Genomic DNA, 17,900 nt, shown 5'->3' on the forward strand with positions numbered 1-17,900 from the left:
CGTTGCCTCGCGGGTTTGGTTAACACCGAATTAACACAGCCGCCGGCAAAATGCACTTGCGAGATCGATGGGCGAGCAAGGGTTCGCTGGATGAGCACCAGCGCCGCCGCCGTGCCTGCGCGAGGACCGATCAGCTCGCCGCAGCGGCGAATCCCGGGCGAAGCCGCCTGTTGCGGCGCCGCATATTGCGACGGACGGCCTCGACGACCAGGCCGGGCGCTTCCTCGACCAGCATATGGCCGGCTTCCAGCACGTGGTGCAGATGAAAATGCTTCGGCACGCCCTCCGCCTGGCTGACGGGCAGCATCGCGTCGTCGGTTCCCCAAACCACCATGATTGGCATATTCAACGTTTCAAGCCGCTCGTTCGGGATGACGCCTTGCCGATCATCCCTGGTCATGGCGGCTGCGAGCTCGACAAGTGTGCGTAACTGGCCGGGACGCTGGCGCATCTCGTCGAGGAATTCGACCCTATGCTGCGGCGGCCGGCTTTGCGGTCCCGACAAGGCGGCAAGACAGGCGCGGATTTCATCCGCGCCGGCAGCGGCGGCGTAGGGACGCAGCAGCGGACCATTGATTTCAGGACCGAAACCACCCGGCGCCAAAAGCGTCAGCGAGGCAATCTTTTCCGGCTCGCTCAATGCCATCAAGACGGCCACGGCGCCGCCCATCGAATGGCCGACCAGATGGGCCCGCTTTATTCCGCGAGCGGAAAGATCGGCAAGGACGGCACTGGCAGCGACCCTGGCCGGACCGCCTCCGGGAAAATCGCGCGACAAGCCGTGACCCGGCAGATCATAGGCCAAGGTCCGCGCGCGGGGCGCCAGGGACGCGGCCACGTCGCGCCAGTCGTCGTGGCAGCCACCGAAACCATGCAGGAAGGCAATCGTTGTCGGGCCGGTGCCCCGTTCGGCAGCGTAAAGGGATGGGGTCATGCAAACTTTGTGGCTTGGTGCCGGATCAGTCAGGATGCCGGGATCGGTCTTACGCGAGGATCAATCTTTACGGGGGATCAGTCTTATGCGGAGATCAGTCTTATGTGGGGATCAGCCGGGCCGGTTCAATGATGTCTGAATTGCGCTTTGGCCGTGCGGATGGCCAGTAAAATTTTCGCGATAAGCTGATGTCGTTCACGCGCCGGGAGACGTCAGCTGGCGCCGCCAAGGCCGGCGGCGCGCAGGGCCTCCACCAGCCGGTTGGTCAGATCGGCGGGATATCTTCGCTCGACGAAGGTTGCGCGCGGATCGGCTGCGAATTTCGGGAATTTGGTGGTCAGTTCCTGCAGCAGCCTGCTCACCAGCTTCTCGCGGCCGGCAGCCTTGGCGCCGATCAGCCGCGCCGCCAGATAATGCGATTTCATTTCCGTCGTTCGCAAGCCGTCGCTGGCAAGCGTGGCCTTGTTCATGTCGCCCATCATGAATTCTCCGGCGAACAGCCCGTAATCCCACCATGTCGGATGGGCGCTGGCGATATCCACGGCGTGAGCAAGGATCGGGGTGCCCTCGCTGTACCTGCCGGCGAAAACCAGCCCGTAGCCATAGGCGGCGGCCATTGCGAGATCGTAGGGATTGAGCTCATAGGCCTTGCGCATCCAGCGGATCGATTCCGCGGAATCGCCCATGCGCGAATTGAGATAACCAAGGGCGCGGTGCGCGTAGGGGCTGGTCGGGCCCATCTGGATGGCGCGATGGGCAAACGTCATCGCTTTGTCGATCGTCGCGTCGGCGGGGTAGGGATAGTGGTCGGTGACCGCTTCGAGATGCAAGGACGCGAGTTCCGAATAGACGAGCGACGACTTCGCCTCCCGGTTGGCAAGATCTTCGAGGCAGCGGTAGGCGGCTTCGTGCGTCTGGGCATTCTGGTCGAGATAATATTTGCCGTTGAGCACCAGACACGCCGTCAGCCCGGTCTGGATGCCGCTCTGCTCGATGTAGTTGTAGATCGTGCCCGAGGCGGGAAGAGCCGAGCTCAAAATGCCGGAGATCTGGTCCTCGATGGCGGTGTTCGCGCTGTCGCCGGCGGTCAGGTTGCGTGAGAGCAGCACGCGGCCGGTCGCCACGCTTTGCAGCTCGAGCATGATGTCGCCGCTGCGCGGCCCGGGCAGGACGTCGAATACGAAGCTGGCGGCGTCGGTCACTGGATCGGGCGGGCTGTCGGCGTCACGGCCGATGAAATTGATGGTATCGAAGCCGCTAAGGCCGGCGCGCAGCGATGCGGCGACACGGCGAGCCACATCGCTGTCGGCCTTGATGGCGATGTAGACCTGGGGGAGGGTTTCAACCGGAGGCGCTGCTATGCTGCCGGTCGCCACCGCGGTCTCGACCGCCGTGTCGCCGCCGGTCAGCAATACCACGCTGCCCTGGCGAAGGATCAGCACACCCAGCATGAGGATGACCAGCGCGATCGCCAGCCAGAAGAACTGCAAATGGCGCTGCAGCGAAGGTGCAGCAGGGGCCACGGCTGGAACGCTCAGCAATGCAGCCGGATGTGCCCGGTTGCGGGCATCCTGTGGCGATCCGGGCGGGGCCGTCGCCGCCGCCTCCTCTGTCGCCGGCTGCGGCTTGCCCTCTGCCTCGGCCTCCGCCGGCAAGCGAATGGCGTTGAGTTCGTAGGATGGAACATAGCCGCCGCGCGGAATAGCGATGCGGACCGGTTCGGCAACGCCCTCGTTGGCGAAATACTGCTGTAGCAGGTCGCGCAGCCTGCCGGCCTGCACCCGCACCACCGCATCGGTCGACGGGTCGAAATCGCCGTCCTTGCCGAAGACGTCCATCGCTATGGAGAAGCCCTTGAGCCTATCGGCTTCGCCTGCCTGCTCGCGCTCGACCAGGTAGCGGAGCAGCTTGCGCGCGCGCTCGGATCGTCCGAACGTTTCGCTGGCAAGCAATCGCTCCAACGTTTCGCGCACTGCGGGGGCGGCAGGCGTGGTATGCTGCAAGTGTCGATCCCTTCGAATTCGGCACAGGTTGAGGTACGATCATATAGCGCTGGCGCCGCCATACAAGCATCTGCTTATGGTGCGATAGCGTACCCACCGGATAAAATTCCGGTGGGCTGATGGCGCGAGCCCGGCAGTCCCGGCTAGCCGCCCTTCCGGCCGACGATGCGGTTGGCCGCCGAAACCACGGCTTCGAGCGAGGCGGCGACGATGTTGGTGTTGATGCCGGCGCCGAACAGCTTGCCGCCCGGATGTTCCATCTCGACATAGGAAATGGCCGAGGCATTCGAGCCGCGCTGCATGGAATGCTCGGAATAATCGAGCACCGACATCGGCACCCCGACATGACGCGACAGCGCATCGACGAAGCCGTCGATCGGGCCGGTGCCGGTGCCGGATATGGTCACCTCCTTGCCTTTGTCGAGGATCACCGCTTCAACCACGCGCCGGCCCTTGACCTCGGTGTCGGGGTAGGTGTGGTGGTCGAGGAACTTCAGCCGCGCCCCGGGCTGGTCGACATAGGTGTCGAGAAAGCGCTCGTAGATGCGCCTGGCCGGCACCTCCTTGCCTTCGGCATCGGTGATCGCCTGGATGGCCTGGCTAAACTCGATCTGCAGGTTGCGCGGCAGGTTGAGGCCGTAATCCGCGTGCAGCACATAGGCGATGCCGCCCTTGCCGGACTGCGAGTTGATGCGGATGATGGCTTCATAGCTGCGGCCGACATCGGCCGGGTCGATCGGCAGGTAAGGCACCTCCCAGTGCGGCGTGTTGGCCTTGCGCAGCGCCTTCATGCCCTTGTTGATAGCGTCCTGGTGCGAGCCGGAAAAGGCGGTGTAGACGAGCTCGCCGACATAGGGATGGCGCTCGGGGATCTTCAGCTGGTTGGAGTATTCGTAGACGTCCTTCATGCGGTTGATGTCGGAGCAGTCGAGCCCGGGATCGACGCCTTGCGTGTACATGTTGAGCGCCAGCGTGACGATGTCGACATTGCCGGTGCGCTCGCCATTGCCGAACAGCGTGCCTTCGACGCGGTCGGCGCCCGCCATCAGGCCGAGCTCGGTGGTGGCGATGCCGGTGCCGCGGTCATTGTGCGGATGCAGCGAGATCAACAGGTTCTCGCGGTTGTCGAGATTGCGGCACATCCATTCGATGCGGTCGGCATAGATGTTGGGCGTCGACATCTCGACCGTCGAGGGCAGGTTGATGATCAGCTTGTTTTCCGCTGTCGGCCTGACGATCTCGGTGACGGCGTTGCAGATCTCCAGCGCCACTTCGAGCTCGGTGCCGGTAAAGCTTTCCGGCGAATATTCGAAACGGTAGCCGCCGCCGGCCTTGGCCGCCATGTCGGTGATCATCTTGGCCGCATCGGTGGCGATGCGCTTGATGCCGGCGACGTCCTTCTCGAAGACGACGCGGCGCTGCAGCTCGCTGGTCGAATTGTAGAAATGGACGATCGGGTTGGTGGCGCCCCTCAGCGCCTCGAAAGTGCGGGTGATCAGTTCCGGCCGGCACTGCACCAGCACCTGCAGCGAGACATCGGCGGGCACGTTGCCCTGTTCGATGCACCAGCGGGCGAAATCGAAGTCGGTCTGCGAGGCCGACGGGAAGCCGATCTCGATTTCCTTGAAGCCCATGTCGAGCAGCAGGGCGAACATGCGCGCCTTGCGTTCCTGGCCCATAGGATCGATCAGCGCCTGGTTGCCGTCGCGCAGGTCGACCGAGCACCAGATCGGCGCCTTGTCGATCACTTTCGAGGGCCAGGTGCGATCGGCAAGGCCGACGGTCGGATAGGGCTGGTATTTGCGGGCGGCGTCCGGCATGCCCCTCGCGGGCTTGACGGTTTCCTCTACATTCAGACGGATATCTTCTCGTGCGTTCATCGTCTTTTCTCCCGGCGGCTCGCGGATCCAGCTTCAGGCGGATTGGTGGCGAGCAGCGCCTTTACCAGAATTTCGTTCGCTTGATGTGACGTGCCAATTTTGTAGACTGGCCAAGGAGCGTGCGCGTGAGCGGCGAATTCGACCGCCGGGCGCTCCTTCAGCGAACCCGGCGATCGCCGATAAGGCCGAGAAGCAGCAGGGTGGAGGCAAGCGCGCGAACGGTCTGGCCGGCAATGCCGGTCGGACGGGACGCAAAAGAGGTGGCTCGCGGGCTCATGGCGGATTTCATACAGGAGCGGGCAAAGCGAGGCAAGTGGGAGCATATTCGGAGTAGGCACCGGCGGCGAAACCGCCGATCTCCTCCCTTGCGGGGGAGATGGCCGGCAGGCCAGAGGGGGGTGCTGTCCCGCCGACCTGTCAGCTCACCGTAGCCACGCCCTTTGGATTTTCCGGCTCGTAGGGCTTCCTAAGCCGGACGTTGGCGATCCTACACACCCCCCTCTGTCCTGCCGGACATCTCCCCCGCAAGGGGGGAGATTGGATGTCGCCTTGGTTTTCGCCAACATTCAAAGTTGAGGGCTGGGCAACTTTGTTCTTGCTTTGTGCCGGCAGCTATGCTACTAATCTCGGTATGGTGCTAATTGGCTCCAACGACCCGCCGTCGAGGCGGGTTTTTTATTTCACGGTTTGGCGTCACCTTTCGCGGACCCAACCGCTCACCTGATCCAGTTGCTCTTCCCCGAGCCCGGCAAATGCGCCAGAGTCGATTGTCGGCGGGGGTGCGATGGCTCGCCGCCGGGAGGGATCGTCCATGAACTTCGTGTTCTTCTCGCCGCATTTTCCAGCCAACGGCGCCGATTTCTGCGACCGGCTGAAGAAGGCCGGCGCCACTGTGCTCGGCATTGGCGACGCGCCGTTCGATGCGCTGGACGGCAAATTGAAGGCAGCCCTTTCGGAATATTACCGCATCGACGACATGGAGGAGTACGAGCCGGTGTTCCGTGCGATCGGCCATTTCATCCACAAATGGGGCCGCGTCGACCGGTTCGAATCGCTCAACGAGCATTGGCTGGAGCTGGAAGCCAATATCCGCACCGACTTCAACATCTTCGGCACCAAGCTCGACTTCGTGAAGAATTTGAAACGCAAGAGCCGCATGCGGGCGTTCTTCCGCAAGAGCGGCGTCGAAACCATCGCGCAACGCAAATGCTCCGACCGCGCCGGCGCCATGACCTTCATCCGCCGCGTCGGCTATCCCGTGGTGGTGAAGCCGGATTCCGGCTCCGGCGCCTCGAACACCTTCAAAATCTCCAATGCCGGCGAACTCGACAGGTTCTTCAGGGACAAGCCGGAAGGCGTCAGCTTCGTCATGGAGCAATTCATCGAAGGGCTGGTGGTGACCTATGACGGGCTGGTCAACCGCGACGGCGAGGTGGTGCTGGCCGCCAGCCACCGCTACGACCAGAGCGTCATGGAGGTGGTCAACCGCGACCGCCATATGAGCTATGTCTGTTTTCCCGAGATCAGCCCGGCGGTCGAGGAGGCCGGCAGGAAAATCCTCAAGGCGTTCGACGTGCGCGAGCGGTTCTTCCACATCGAGCTGTTCGAAACCAGGGACGACCGGGTCATCGCGCTGGAGGTCAACATGCGGCCGCCTGGCGCCTGGATGACCGATGCCATCAATTACACCTTCGATATCGATGTCTATGCCGCCTGGGCCGACATGGTGGTCAAGGACGCCGCCGGCGGCCCTTACAGGGGCAAGTATTTCACCGCCTATGCCAGCCGCAAGCGGCACCTCAACTATGTGCACAGCCATGCCGACGTGCTAGCCGCCCATGGCGACATGATCGTCCATCATCACGCCATCGAGGAGGTTTTCAGCCGCGCCATGGGAAACTACGCCTATCAGCTGCGCTCCACGGACCCGAAGGCGCTGCGCCGGGCGGTCGACTACATCCATGCGGAAAAGGCGTGAGGCGATGGACGTTTCCTACCACAAGGGTTTTGGCCGCAACCTCGGCCGCGACATGGAATACAAGCGCTACGGCCATGCCGGCCGACCCGTGGTTGTGTTCCCGACTTCGCAAGGGCGGTTCTACCAGTTCGAGGATTCCGGCGCCGTCTCGGCTCTCGCCGAGTTCGTCGACACCGGTCGCATCCAGCTGTTCACGCTGGACGGCATCGATGCGGAATCCTTCTTCGACCGCCACGCCGAGCCGGCCCATCGCATCGCCCGGCATGAAGCGTATTTCCGCTATGTGCGCGAGGAGGCGCTGCCGGAACTCCTGTCTGTCGCAGCCGAGGCCAATGGCGGGCGTACGCTGAAGCCGCTATTTTGCGGCTGCTCGATGGGCGGCTATCATTCGTCGAATTTCGTCTTCCGCTTTCCGGAACTGGCCAGCGGGGTCATCGCGCTGTCGGGGGTCTACTCGACCCACGATTTCTTCGGCAGCGCGCTCGACGGACAGATTTTCTTCAACTCGCCGCTCGACTACCTGCCGGGTATCGTCGATCCGGGGCTGCTTGTCAGGCTGAAGGCGCTGCGGCTGATCTTCTGCTGCGGGCAAGGTGCCTGGGAGGAACGGATGCTGGCCGATACGCAGGCGCTGGAACAGATCCTGCGTGACAAGTCGATCCCGGCCTGGGTCGACTATTGGGGCGGCGATGTCGCCCATGACTGGCCGTGGTGGCACAAGCAACTGGTGTATTTCTTCGCCCGCTGGCTGGACGACGATCTGATGCACCGGCTGGATTAGGTCACCTGGAGGAAGGAAATGACCACGCCCGATGCCATCCGCCGCTTTGTCGAAGCCACCAATGCCGGCGACACCAAAGCTTTCCTCGAGACGTTCACCGCCGATGCCTTTCTGAGCGACTGGGGCAGGTCGTTCCGGGGCCGCGACCAGATTGCGCGCTGGAACCAGTCGGACAATATCGGCGTGCAGTCCAAACTTAGCATCATTCGTATCGAACCGGCGGGCGATACCTACAAGGTCCGCATCGCGGTCACAGGCAACGGCTTCAACGGCGAGGGCGACATGGCTTTCACGCTGGACGGCGACCGCATCTCCAGCCTGGTGATCAGCTGACGCGCTGCCCGGCCGGTCTTACTCCCGCAGGCTTCTCGCCACCAGCCGCGCCACGCTTGGGCCGACCAGAAGCACGATCAGGAAGCGTGCCGATTGCAGCGCCATGACGAAGGAGATGTCGACATGCTGCGCGGCGGCGGCGATGATGGCGACGCTGTCCATGCCGCCGGGGCTGGTCGCCAGATAGGCGGTCAGCGGATCGATGCCGAGCAGGCGGCTGATCAGGAAGGCGAGGCCGCCGCAAAAGACGATCAGGGCAATGATCGAGCCGACGATCTGCGGCAGCGCGCGGGCCGCGTGGCGCAAAATGGCCCTGGTGAAATTCAGGCCGATGCTCCAGCCGATCATCGTATAGCTCAAGGCGAGCAGCCAGGGTGGCAACTGCATGGTCACGCCGAGCCCGAGATGGATCACGGTGCCGAAAATGAAGGTGCCGAGGAAAAACGGCGACGGCAGCCGGAAAAGCTTTCCGGCGAGGCCGCCGACCAGCGCCACGCCGAATGTTGCGGCCAAGCCTTGCGGGTCGACCGGTGGGAACCAGACGATGGCCGGCACCTCGATGCCTGAGGTGTCGACCCACAGCTTGGCCACCAAGGCTGCCGTCATCGAGACGCAGATGACGCGCAGATATAGCATGAAGGCGACGAGGCGCTGGTCGGCGCCGAAGGCACCGGCCATCAGCACCATGGCGGTGGCGGCGCCCGGCGACGAGCCCCAGACCGCCGTGGTGCCGGGCAGGATGCGCCAGCGGCTGATCAGCCAGCCAAGCAGGCTGGATGCCGCGACCGTCGCCATCACAACGCCGAGGAACAGCGGCCATTCCCTGTAGAAGACGGGAAAGATATCGGCCGAGATCGAACTGGCGACCAGGCAGCCGACGACCGCCTGGGCTGAGCCGAACAGAACCCGCGGCACGCGCACCGTGGCGCCGTTGGTGCCGGCAGCGATGGCCGCCAGCATCGGTCCGATCAAGAGCGCGGCGGGCAGGGCGGCGAGTTCCAGCGCGCCGGCAAACAGCACCGAGACCACCACCAGGACCGGCCACTGCCAAGCCTTGTGGATCCGCGCCAGATGCTCGATGGCCGGCGGGTTCGGGGAAGAATCCATAAATCGGCTCTTAGACCGGTCGCGGAAAAATGCGAACCCTTTTTGGGAGGAAAAGGGCTTGGGTGGTAATACGCTGAACCTTGGAGATTAGCTGAGACATCCATCCCTTCGTCATCCTGGGGCGGAGCAAGGAGCGAAGCGACGCGGCGCAGACCCCAGGATCCATGCCGTGACAACTGTGGCACGCGAAGGCGGATCAGAATCGAGTGCTTCTTGGCACCGACAGCACGTCCTTTACCAACCGAGTAGGCACCGCTGCGGATGCAAGCGCCATTCTGAACCGCTGCATTCTTCGGCTGATGTAACGGCATGGATCCCAGGGTCTGCGCGACGTCGCTTCGCTCCTGCTCCGCCCTGGGATGACGAAGGCGCGGTGGCAACTCGGCTAATCGCTAGCGAAACCGGATCCCCTATCCTCATCCTCAGCTCACCTTGCTCTCCGGTAACCCGAACCCGCCAACAGGATGCGTCTCCACCTGGAACTCGAAGCCGGCGATGATCGGCCGTGCCTTGGCGATTGCCGCCTGGACTTCGGGCAGCTGCAGCGAAGCCTTGTGGCTTTCGGCGTCGGTCCACACTTCGGTCACCCAGATCGCGTCGGCATCGGCCGGGTCGGTGGCGATGATGTAGTTCAGGCAGCCGGGCATGGCGCCGGTGCTGGCGAGCAGGATATCCATCATTGCGTCACGCTGGCCGCGCATCGCCCGCATCTTGCCGATCAGTCCGTACATTCGCTTTGCTCCGTTGAGATGACGCAACCAGGAGTATGCAGTTCGCCGTCTACGGCATCAACTGCCCGCCATTGACCTCGATCACCTGGCCGATGATGTAGCCGCTCAGCAGATCGGAGGAGAGGAACAGATAGGCGCCGACGCAGTCCTCGGCGGTGCCGGCGCGGCCCTGCGGGATGGTGGCGATCATGCCTCTCATCTGGTCGTCGGTCGAGTAGCGCTCGTGGAAAGGCGTCGCGATCGTGCCGGGCGCTACCGCGTTAACGCGGATGTTGAAACTGATCAGCTCCTTGGCCATGCCGCGCGTGATGTTGGAGACGAAGGCCTTGGCCGAGCCGTAAAGGCCGGCGCCGCCACCGGCGCCGTTGCGCGCGGCGATCGAGGAGGTGTTGACGATGAAGCCGCCCTGCCGCTTCAGCCATGGGATCGCCTTGCGCGAAGCTGTCAGCACCGAACGCGCGTTGAGGTCCATCACCGCGTCGTAATGCGCCTCGGTCTGCTCGGCATAGGGCACGCGGCCGAGCATGCCGCCGGCATTGTTGACGAGGCCGTCGAGCCGGCCGAAATGTTGCGCACTGTCCTCGACGACGCGCTCGACATCGGCGGGGACCGAGAAATCGCCCTGGACGAGGAACACGTCACCGCCACCGTTGCGAATGGTCGCGGCCAGGTTTTCGGCAGCCGTACGGCTCGAATTATAGTGCAGCGCGACGCGGCATTTCTGCGCGGCATAGGCAAGTGCAAGCGCCGCGCCGATGCCGGTCGAGGCGCCGGTGACCAGGACCGCCTTTCCGGCAAGGTCGGGGATGACCAGAGAGGGGCTGACAAGGGTGGTGGTGGCTGGCACGTCTATTCCTCCGGGGGGACTCTGCCTACTCTTCGTAGGCCCTCGCAGTCCTCGCGTTCAAGTCCGTAAAAGCCTATGGCCTGAGATAGGCGTAGCCCTGGCGTTGCAATTCGGCGAGCTTGACGACGCCGCCCCGGTCGGCTGCATGGAAGCCGTCGAGCAGGTCGGCCAGGCCGATATCCATGCCGTGCATGGTGTTGGCGCAAGCGTGCGGGCTGAGCCCATCCTGGACAAGGCCGGCGAACCGCCCGGAAATGGCAGCCGATATGCCTTTCGACTTGAAGGCGGCAAGTGCCGGGCCGTGCACGACAAGCGCGATGTCGACCTTGCCGTCGGTGCCTTCGAAGTGGTTCTTGATGTTGCCGAGCACGAAATTGACCTTGTCGAGGTCGCTGAGGTGATAGGCGACCTTTTGCCTTTCCTCTTCGGCAGCCGCCGGCTTGACTTCACTAGCTGCAGCCTTGGTGGGGCGCAGCCCGAAAAGCCCGGCGGCCCCGGCAAGACCGACGCGGAAAATATCGCGGCGTCGCATGGCTTCATCTCCCATTTGGCCGGCCCGCGCAAATTGCGTGGCCTCGGCCTCGATCCTAGCATAAATTGACGCCACGTCTTGTCGGGGCAGGGGGAGCCAGCATGATATCAAGGACCATTGTGGGCGCCGGGCTTGGGGTTGCCTTGCTTGCCGCCGTCGCCGGTGCTGCTTTCGCCGACGACACGCTCAAACTCACCGAGCTCAGCCCCGACGGCAAGGACGCCTGCTTCGGCCGCGTCTACGACGCCGCGCATCTCAAGTCGCATCCGCACCAGAAGGTGGCGCGCATCTTCTTTTATTACGGCCGCGATCCGGTCAGCCGGCCAAACGAGGAGCCAAGCACTGGCATCGATTCCTCCTACAATGGCTTCATGGCGACGACGGTGCGCGGCGCCGAGGCGCCGGAATGGCTCGGCGGCTGGTGCAGCCATGAGTCGGAGGACGGCAAAACCGGTGCGATCCGCTGCGGCATGGACTGCGATCGCACCATGGCTTCGCTGAAGGTCGACGACAAAGGCCGGCTGATCGTCTCGGACGTGCAGCCCGACCTCTATCTCGACGCCGGATCGGAAGATGAGCTCGGCGAGGCGGAGTACGAACGGCAGGCGCTGGGCAAGGACGACAACAGCTTCGGGCTCGACCCGATGCCGGCCGCCACCTGCAAGGCCGAGTTCGCGCACATCGACCCGATCGACCCGGCCCTTGGCCCGCCATTGCGCGAGCGGCTGAAGCCGGACCGAGCCTTCTGCTACGGGCGTGACTACGATGCCGCGCATCTCGGCTCGCATCCCGATCAGCTGACCCAGACGATCCGGGTTTATCGCGGACCGGTCGAGCTGGCGTCTTTCGCCAAGGAGGGCGATCCGGCCAATTGGCCAAGCGGCGCCGATATCGCCGTTTCGGTTACCACGCGGCAGAAATCGGCCAAGGTCACGCAGGTCTACAACTGCCAGGGCGAGGGCGACCAATGGCGCTGCGCGGCGAGCACGAAGACGGGTGCTGCCTCCTGCGACATCGCGCAAAAGGAGGTCTTCCTTCGCCGCGGCGCCAACGGCACGATGATGCTGGCCAACCCGAACAGCGGCCTGCCGATCGTCGATCTGTGCTCGAAGGCGGCGGAAGGCGACACCAGCTCCGACGACAAGGTCTACCGGCTGGAGCCGATGCCGCAGGCCGCCTGCGGGCTGTAGCAACCGCAACGCTGGAGGGACAGTGCCCCCCTCTGTCCTGCCGGACATCTCCCCCACTTGGGGGGAGATCGGCCGTCACCGCCGCTTTCGCCAATCACCATCGTCGCAGGAGCGAGCGGCGCTCTGAAGCTGCCAATCTCCCCACTTGTGGGGGAGATGTCCGGCAGGACAGAGGGGGGCGCGAAGGATCACGACTGAGCGATTTTTCTCCGCGACGCCACCTCACGCGAACGGCACGGCCGTCGTGCCCTTGGGCAGTTTCGCCTCGTCGTCGGGCTCGACATGGATGATGACGCGGACGGAAGGGATCTCTGCCTGCAGCGCGTCCTCGATGCGGTCGCAGATGACGTGGCTGGCGCCGACCGACATGTCGGCGTCGACGACCAGATGAAACTCGATGAAGGTGGCGCGGCCGGCGATGCGCGTCTTCAAATCGTGGACCTCGAGCGCGCCCTTGCAATTGGCCGAGATGATGTCGCGGATGCGGATATGTTCCTGGGTGTCGACGGCGCGGTCCATCAGCCCGTTCATGGACGAGCCGATGACGTGCCAGCCCTGCCACAGAATGTTCAGCGCCACGATCACGGCAAGAGCCGGATCGAGAACCTGCCAGCCGGTCAGCACGGCGCCGACCAGGCCGATGAACACACCGACCGAGGTCGCCACATCGGTCATGATGTGCCTGCCGTCGGCGACGAGAGCCGGTGATTTTTCGCTTCGGCCGGTGCGGATCAGCGTCAAGGCCCAGACGGCGTTGATGACCGTTGCGACGCCGTTGACGGCAAGGCCGGTCCATGGCTGTTCCAGCGGGGCGCGATGCTGCCAGGACCACCAGACCTCATTGAGGATCAGCAAGGCGGCAAGCACGATCAGCACGCCTTCGAGGACGGCCGAGAAATACTCGGCCTTGTGGTGGCCGAACGGATGGTCCTGGTCGGCCGGCTTGTAGCTGACCTGGATCGCCCAATAGGCGGCTGCCGAGGCAATGACGTTGACGATCGATTCCAGCGCGTCCGAATATAGCGCAACCGAGCCGGTGACGTACCAGGCCACCAGCTTCAGGCCGAGCACGACGCAGGCGACAACGATCGACCAGAAGGCGAGGCTGGCGACCTTCTGCCTGGCGGCGGCCTTGATTTCTGCCGCGGTCACTGGGGAAAAGATCCCAACACTGAGCCCTCGAATTAAGCGGCCTTTTCCTTGGCCTTGCGCGGCAGGTGCGCGACGATGTTCTCGATGATGCGCATGCCGGCATTGTGGCCGAGCGTCATGATCGATTCCGGGTGAAACTGCACCGCAGCGATCGGCTCCTTGCGGTGCTCGAAGGCCATGATGATGCCGTCTTCGGTCTCGGCGGTGACGACAAAACCATCGGGCAGCCGCACCGGATCGGCGAAGATCGAATGGTAGCGGCCGACCGTCACCTCCTTGGGCAAGCCGGAGAAGATGATGCCCGGCTTCGACACGCGGATGCGCGACGGCTTGCCATGCATGGGGATGTGCAATTGCCGCAGCTCGCCGCCATAGGCTTCGGCCAGCGCCTGCAGCCCGAGGCAGACGCCGAAGATCGGCAGATCGCGCGCACGGGCCCGCTTGATGGTCGCGGCGCAGTCGAAATCCTTCGGCGTGCCGGGGCCGGGCGACAGCACGACCAGGTTTGGCTTCAGCCGGTCGAAGATCTCGTCCGGCACCGGTGTGCGCACCGTCGAGACATTGGCGCCGGTCTGGCGGAAATAGTTGGCGAGCGTATGGACGAAACTGTCCTCGTGGTCGACCAGGAGGATGTTGACGCCGTCGCCGACACGCGCGGTGCTGCGTTCGGTGCTGGCGGCATTGCCTAATTTGGCGTCGCGGATGGCGGAGAGCATGGCGGATGCCTTCAGTTCGGTTTCGGCTTCTTCTTCTTCGGGAATGCTGTCGAAGAGCAGCGTGGCGCCGGCGCGCACCTCAGCGATGCCGTCCTTGATGCGGATGGTGCGAAGCGTCAGGCCGGTGTTCATGTCACCATTGAAGTTGACCATGCCGATCGCCCCGCCATACCAGGCGCGCGGGCTCTTCTCGTTCTGCTCGATGAAGCGCATAGCCCATAATTTCGGCGCGCCGGTAACGGTGACGGCCCAGGCATGCGACAGGAAGGCGTCGAAAGCGTCCATGCCTTCGCGCAGCCGTCCCTCAATGTGGTCGACAGTGTGGATCAGGCGCGAATACATCTCGATCTGGCGGCGACCGATAACGCGCACCGAGCCCGGCTCGCAGACCCTCGACTTGTCGTTGCGGTCGACATCCGAGCACATGGTGAGTTCGGATTCGTCCTTCTTCGAATTGAGCAGCTTCAGGATCTGCTCGCTGTCGGAGATGGCATCGTCGCCACGTTTGATCGTGCCGGAGATCGGGCAGGTCTCGACGCGGCGGCCGTTGACGCGCACGAACATTTCCGGCGAGGCGCCGATCAGATATTCGCCCTCGCCGAGATTGATGAAGAAGGAATACGGCGAAGGGTTGATGCTCTTGAGCTTGCGGGAAATCTCGGAGGGCTGGGTTTCGCAGCGTTCGTAGAACATCTGCCCCGGCACCACTTCGAACAGGTCGCCACGCTCGAAGCTCTTCATCGCCTTGCGCACCAGCTTGGCATATTCGCCGGGCTCGTGGTCGCCGCGCGGCGGGATGCGGTCTGCGGTCCTGAACGGCTCGACGACTTCGTCGCGCGGCAGGCCTTCGGTCGAGAAGCCATCGCCAGAATAGTCGTAGCGGTCCGTCCAGGCCTTGGTCGAATAATGGTCGACGACGAGGATCTCGTCGGGCAGGAACAGGACGAGGTCGCGCTGGCTTGGCTTGCGCTCGAGCTTGTAGTCGACCGGATCGAACTGGAAGGCGAGGTCGTAGCCGAAGGCGCCATAGAGGCCGAGATTGGCGTCCTCCTCGGTCTTGAACAAGGCGGTGATGGCGCGCAGCACGGTGAAGACGGAGGGAACGCGGCTGCGTTCCTCTTCGGTGAAGATACGACCGGGCTTGGCGACCTCGAGGCGGATGAGTTTGTTGGACGTCTCGGCGATCGTGACATCGTCAAGGCCGGCAAGCACCGTGCCGATCACCGGTAAAAGCACCTCGCCGCGGCGGTTCAGCGCCTCGATGCGCATGGCGCGGCCGCGTGCCGAGATCACCACGGGCGGATCGATGATGGCGGTGTCCCAGCGCGTATAGCGGCCGGGATATTCGTAATTCGAGGAAAACACGGCGCCGCGGCGCGAATTCAGGCCATCGACATAGCCGTCGATCGCCCCTTCATATGGCCGGTCATGGCGCTGGCGGGTAATCGCCACGCCACCCGCGGTGACGAAGCGCTCGGCGCCATTCTCCAGAATTTTCGTCGTCATTGCCGTCTCCATCAGCGTCTTTGGGGCAACGGACCCGGGAATGGCTTGAAAAAACAAATGGCCGCCCGGACATTCCGCTGCGGCCACCCTCTATTGTCACGCGAACGCGTTCGAACAGGCCGCTGTCAGCGAGCCCACCACCAAATGGTCTTGATCGAACGCATATTCATGGCGAAATCCATAGCCGCGAAAAGCGGTGTGCGCAACAGGTTTGAAAGTCTGTGGGGTGGCTGCCGCTTTCGCAACCCATGGCACATGGCCAAGACCGGCAGTCCTGCCTAGACTCTGCATCACACAGCAAGAAGACGGGAAGACATCAAATGACCGAGCAGATCGACCGCGCACGGACGTTCCATTCCCTCCATGTCAAGGGAAACCCGATTGTCCTCTACAATGCCTGGGACCCAGGCTCAGCCAAGATCATCGAGAAAGCAGGGGCCAAGGCCATTGCCACCGGCAGCTGGCCCGTCGCGGCCGCTTTCGGATTCGCCGATGGCGAGAAAATCCCGTTGGAACTGGCGCTCGAAAACATCAAACGCATCGTTGCGGCGGTGGATGTGCCGGTAACCATGGACCTCGAGGGGGGTTACGGGGTCGCTCCGGAGGTTGTCGCCCGCAGCGTAGCGCTCGCCGTGCAGGCTGGGGCCGTGGGCTTTAATTTCGAGGATCAGATTGTCGGCGGCAGTGGGCTGCACGACGTCGCCATACAGGTGAGGCGGATCGAAGCCGCCGCAGCGGCGGTGAAGGCGTCGGGTATTCCGGCCTTCATTAACACCCGAACCGACATTTTCCTGAAGAATAAACCGAATGCGCACGACAAGGCTCTTCTCGATCAGGCGATCGAGCGGGCGCGCGCCTACGAAAGGGCCGGAGCTCATGGCTTCTTTGCGCCGGGGCTTGCCGATGAAGGCCTGATCGAGGCGCTCTGCGAGGCAACGGCATTGCCGGTCAACATCATTGCCCTGGCGCATGTGCCGCCACGCCAGAGGCTTGCCGAACTCGGCGTCGCCCGCGTGAGCCATGGTCCGGTGCCGTACCGGCAGATGGCCGAATGGCTGGAGGCTAAGGCGCGACAGGCGATTTCGGGCTAGCCTGGCAGGGTGCGTCAGTCCTCCAGCGTCCCCGACCTTGCATCGGCGCTCGTCCTGTCGCCGACCAGCTTCAAGAGGTCTTCGCCGGCGCGGATGATGCGCCGGGAACGCCGGGTCAGGATGAGGCCCGCCTGCGGCGCCAACACGTCCGTGCGGCCGTCGGGCTCACCGGGCGCGTGGACGATGGTGGCAAGTCGCGCACCCTTGGTGACGCGATCGCCCGGCTTCACGTCGAAGAGGATCGCGCCCGAGCGGGGCGCCGGCATCATCTCGATGTTTTCGATAGGTGCGACGAGCCCAACGAAGCTGCCAGGCGCGGACAGCGCCTGATCCCGGATGACGCCGCGCGCCACCAGCAGCCGGTAGAGCCCCTCGGCATCGGCGCCGGCCAAGGCGCCGTCGACATCGAGTATGCCGCGATATTCGACGGTGGTGGCGACGCGCCGGTCGAGGCGCGCCACGTCGGCGGGAACGTTTTGGTATGGCATGATCGAGGCGCCTTCGAAGGTGCCGTCGGGATCTTCGTCCCACAGCATCACCGCATCGACGCCCATGGCCGCCGCACAGTCCGCCATGGCCGGCCACAGGCTGGTGTGGACGTAGAGATAGGCGAGGCCTTCATCGTCGCAATGCAGGTCGAGCATGATGTCGTGGCCGATGGAGAGCTGCAGCAGCCGCGTCTTCAGCCGCTGGTCGACCGTGCAGTGCGTCGGCAGCAGCGTGAGGTCCGGCGCGGCGAGCCGCGGAAAGCCACGGTTGAAATTGGTGCGCGTGCCCAGATGGAAGCGGCCCTGATGGTCGCCGTAGAGATATTGCGCCCGGCCGATCGGATTGGCCCAGGGCACGATGGTCATATTGCCGCTGATGCGGCCTTCGGCTTCGGCCCTGCTGAGCATCGGCATCAGTGCATCGATGGCGACGACGCCCGGCAATTCGCCGGCATGAAGTGCCGCCTGCAGATAGGCGGAAGGCGCCGTCTTGTCTGTTCCGGTGAAGCGGAAGACGGGGAATTCGTAGGAAACGCCTTCGCTGTCGCCGGCGATGCGTTCGATGGATTTCTGCATGGGATGCCTCCGGGAGAAGAGGCGGAACACATGCCCTTTTGCCCCTGGGCTGTCG

Annotated in this window: 15 protein-coding genes; 5 read left to right on the top strand and 10 right to left on the bottom strand. The window is 63.8% G+C overall.

What is annotated here, in order from left to right; all coding sequences use genetic code 11:
• Positions 1 to 130: 130 nt before the first annotated feature.
• From NKH21_RS05690 to leuA, 3 genes are all read right to left on the bottom strand, one after another.
• Complete coding sequence (locus NKH21_RS05690) at positions 131 to 934, bottom strand: alpha/beta fold hydrolase (protein WP_352863466.1); 804 nt, start codon at positions 932 to 934, stop codon at positions 131 to 133.
• A gap of 212 nt (positions 935 to 1,146) precedes the next feature.
• The gene (locus NKH21_RS05695; protein WP_352664571.1) at positions 1,147 to 2,937 is read right to left on the bottom strand and encodes a tetratricopeptide repeat protein; all 1,791 of its coding nucleotides are present in this window, start codon (positions 2,935 to 2,937) and stop codon (positions 1,147 to 1,149) included.
• 143 nt (positions 2,938 to 3,080) lie between these two features.
• Complete coding sequence (gene leuA / locus NKH21_RS05700) at positions 3,081 to 4,817, bottom strand: 2-isopropylmalate synthase (RefSeq protein WP_352863468.1); 1,737 nt, start codon at positions 4,815 to 4,817, stop codon at positions 3,081 to 3,083.
• An 811-nt stretch (positions 4,818 to 5,628) separates the two neighbouring features.
• Here leuA and NKH21_RS05705 point away from each other — a divergent pair.
• From NKH21_RS05705 to NKH21_RS05715, 3 genes are read left to right on the top strand one after another with little or no spacing between them, the layout of a single operon-like run.
• A complete protein-coding gene (locus tag NKH21_RS05705) occupies positions 5,629 to 6,795 on the top strand; it encodes an ATP-grasp domain-containing protein (protein WP_352664575.1) in 1,167 nt (388 codons plus the stop codon).
• 4 nt (positions 6,796 to 6,799) lie between these two features.
• Positions 6,800 to 7,576, top strand: a complete 777-nt coding sequence (locus NKH21_RS05710; protein ID WP_352620494.1) for an esterase family protein — start codon at positions 6,800 to 6,802, stop codon at positions 7,574 to 7,576.
• Positions 7,577 to 7,594: 18 nt separating this feature from the next.
• Complete coding sequence (locus tag NKH21_RS05715; protein ID WP_352664577.1) at positions 7,595 to 7,909, top strand: nuclear transport factor 2 family protein; 315 nt, start codon at positions 7,595 to 7,597, stop codon at positions 7,907 to 7,909.
• Positions 7,910 to 7,927: 18 nt separating this feature from the next.
• Here the strand turns inward: NKH21_RS05715 and NKH21_RS05720 are convergent, their stop codons facing one another.
• The 4 genes from NKH21_RS05720 to NKH21_RS05735 form a co-directional block, all read right to left on the bottom strand.
• Positions 7,928 to 9,016: an AbrB family transcriptional regulator gene (locus NKH21_RS05720; protein ID WP_352664579.1), complete on the bottom strand. Its 1,089-nt coding sequence runs from the start codon at positions 9,014 to 9,016 to the stop codon at positions 7,928 to 7,930.
• A 422-nt stretch (positions 9,017 to 9,438) separates the two neighbouring features.
• Positions 9,439 to 9,747 carry a putative quinol monooxygenase gene (locus NKH21_RS05725; protein ID WP_352664581.1) on the bottom strand — a complete coding sequence of 103 codons (309 nt, stop codon included), beginning with the start codon at positions 9,745 to 9,747 and terminating at the stop codon, positions 9,439 to 9,441.
• A gap of 49 nt (positions 9,748 to 9,796) precedes the next feature.
• Positions 9,797 to 10,594, bottom strand: coding sequence for an SDR family NAD(P)-dependent oxidoreductase (locus NKH21_RS05730; protein ID WP_352664583.1), 798 nt, complete (start codon positions 10,592 to 10,594; stop codon positions 9,797 to 9,799).
• Between the two features lie 73 nt (positions 10,595 to 10,667).
• The gene (locus NKH21_RS05735; RefSeq protein ID WP_352664585.1) at positions 10,668 to 11,126 is read right to left on the bottom strand and encodes a DsrE family protein; all 459 of its coding nucleotides are present in this window, start codon (positions 11,124 to 11,126) and stop codon (positions 10,668 to 10,670) included.
• Positions 11,127 to 11,227: 101 nt separating this feature from the next.
• On the opposite strand from NKH21_RS05735, the gene NKH21_RS05740 reads away from it, so the two are divergent.
• Positions 11,228 to 12,316 (top strand): hypothetical protein, encoded by a 1,089-nt coding sequence (locus tag NKH21_RS05740; protein ID WP_352863472.1) that lies wholly within the window; start codon positions 11,228 to 11,230, stop codon positions 12,314 to 12,316.
• A 222-nt stretch (positions 12,317 to 12,538) separates the two neighbouring features.
• Here the strand turns inward: NKH21_RS05740 and NKH21_RS05745 are convergent, their stop codons facing one another.
• On the bottom strand, positions 12,539 to 13,468 hold the full coding sequence (locus NKH21_RS05745; RefSeq protein WP_502911853.1) for a cation diffusion facilitator family transporter: 930 nt from the start codon (positions 13,466 to 13,468) through the stop codon (positions 12,539 to 12,541).
• Positions 13,469 to 13,500: 32 nt separating this feature from the next.
• The gene (locus tag NKH21_RS05750; protein ID WP_352863474.1) at positions 13,501 to 15,690 is read right to left on the bottom strand and encodes an anthranilate synthase; all 2,190 of its coding nucleotides are present in this window, start codon (positions 15,688 to 15,690) and stop codon (positions 13,501 to 13,503) included.
• Positions 15,691 to 16,010: 320 nt separating this feature from the next.
• Between NKH21_RS05750 and NKH21_RS05755 the strand changes: the two genes are divergently transcribed.
• On the top strand, positions 16,011 to 16,781 hold the full coding sequence (locus NKH21_RS05755) for an isocitrate lyase/PEP mutase family protein (RefSeq protein WP_352863476.1): 771 nt from the start codon (positions 16,011 to 16,013) through the stop codon (positions 16,779 to 16,781).
• A gap of 14 nt (positions 16,782 to 16,795) precedes the next feature.
• Here the strand turns inward: NKH21_RS05755 and NKH21_RS05760 are convergent, their stop codons facing one another.
• Positions 16,796 to 17,845 carry a M14 family metallopeptidase gene (locus NKH21_RS05760; RefSeq protein WP_352863481.1) on the bottom strand — a complete coding sequence of 350 codons (1,050 nt, stop codon included), beginning with the start codon at positions 17,843 to 17,845 and terminating at the stop codon, positions 16,796 to 16,798.
• Between the last annotated feature and the right edge of the window lie 55 nt (positions 17,846 to 17,900).

It is taken from the genome of Mesorhizobium sp. M1329, assembly GCF_040318035.1.
Taxonomy (GTDB): domain Bacteria; phylum Pseudomonadota; class Alphaproteobacteria; order Rhizobiales; family Rhizobiaceae; genus Mesorhizobium.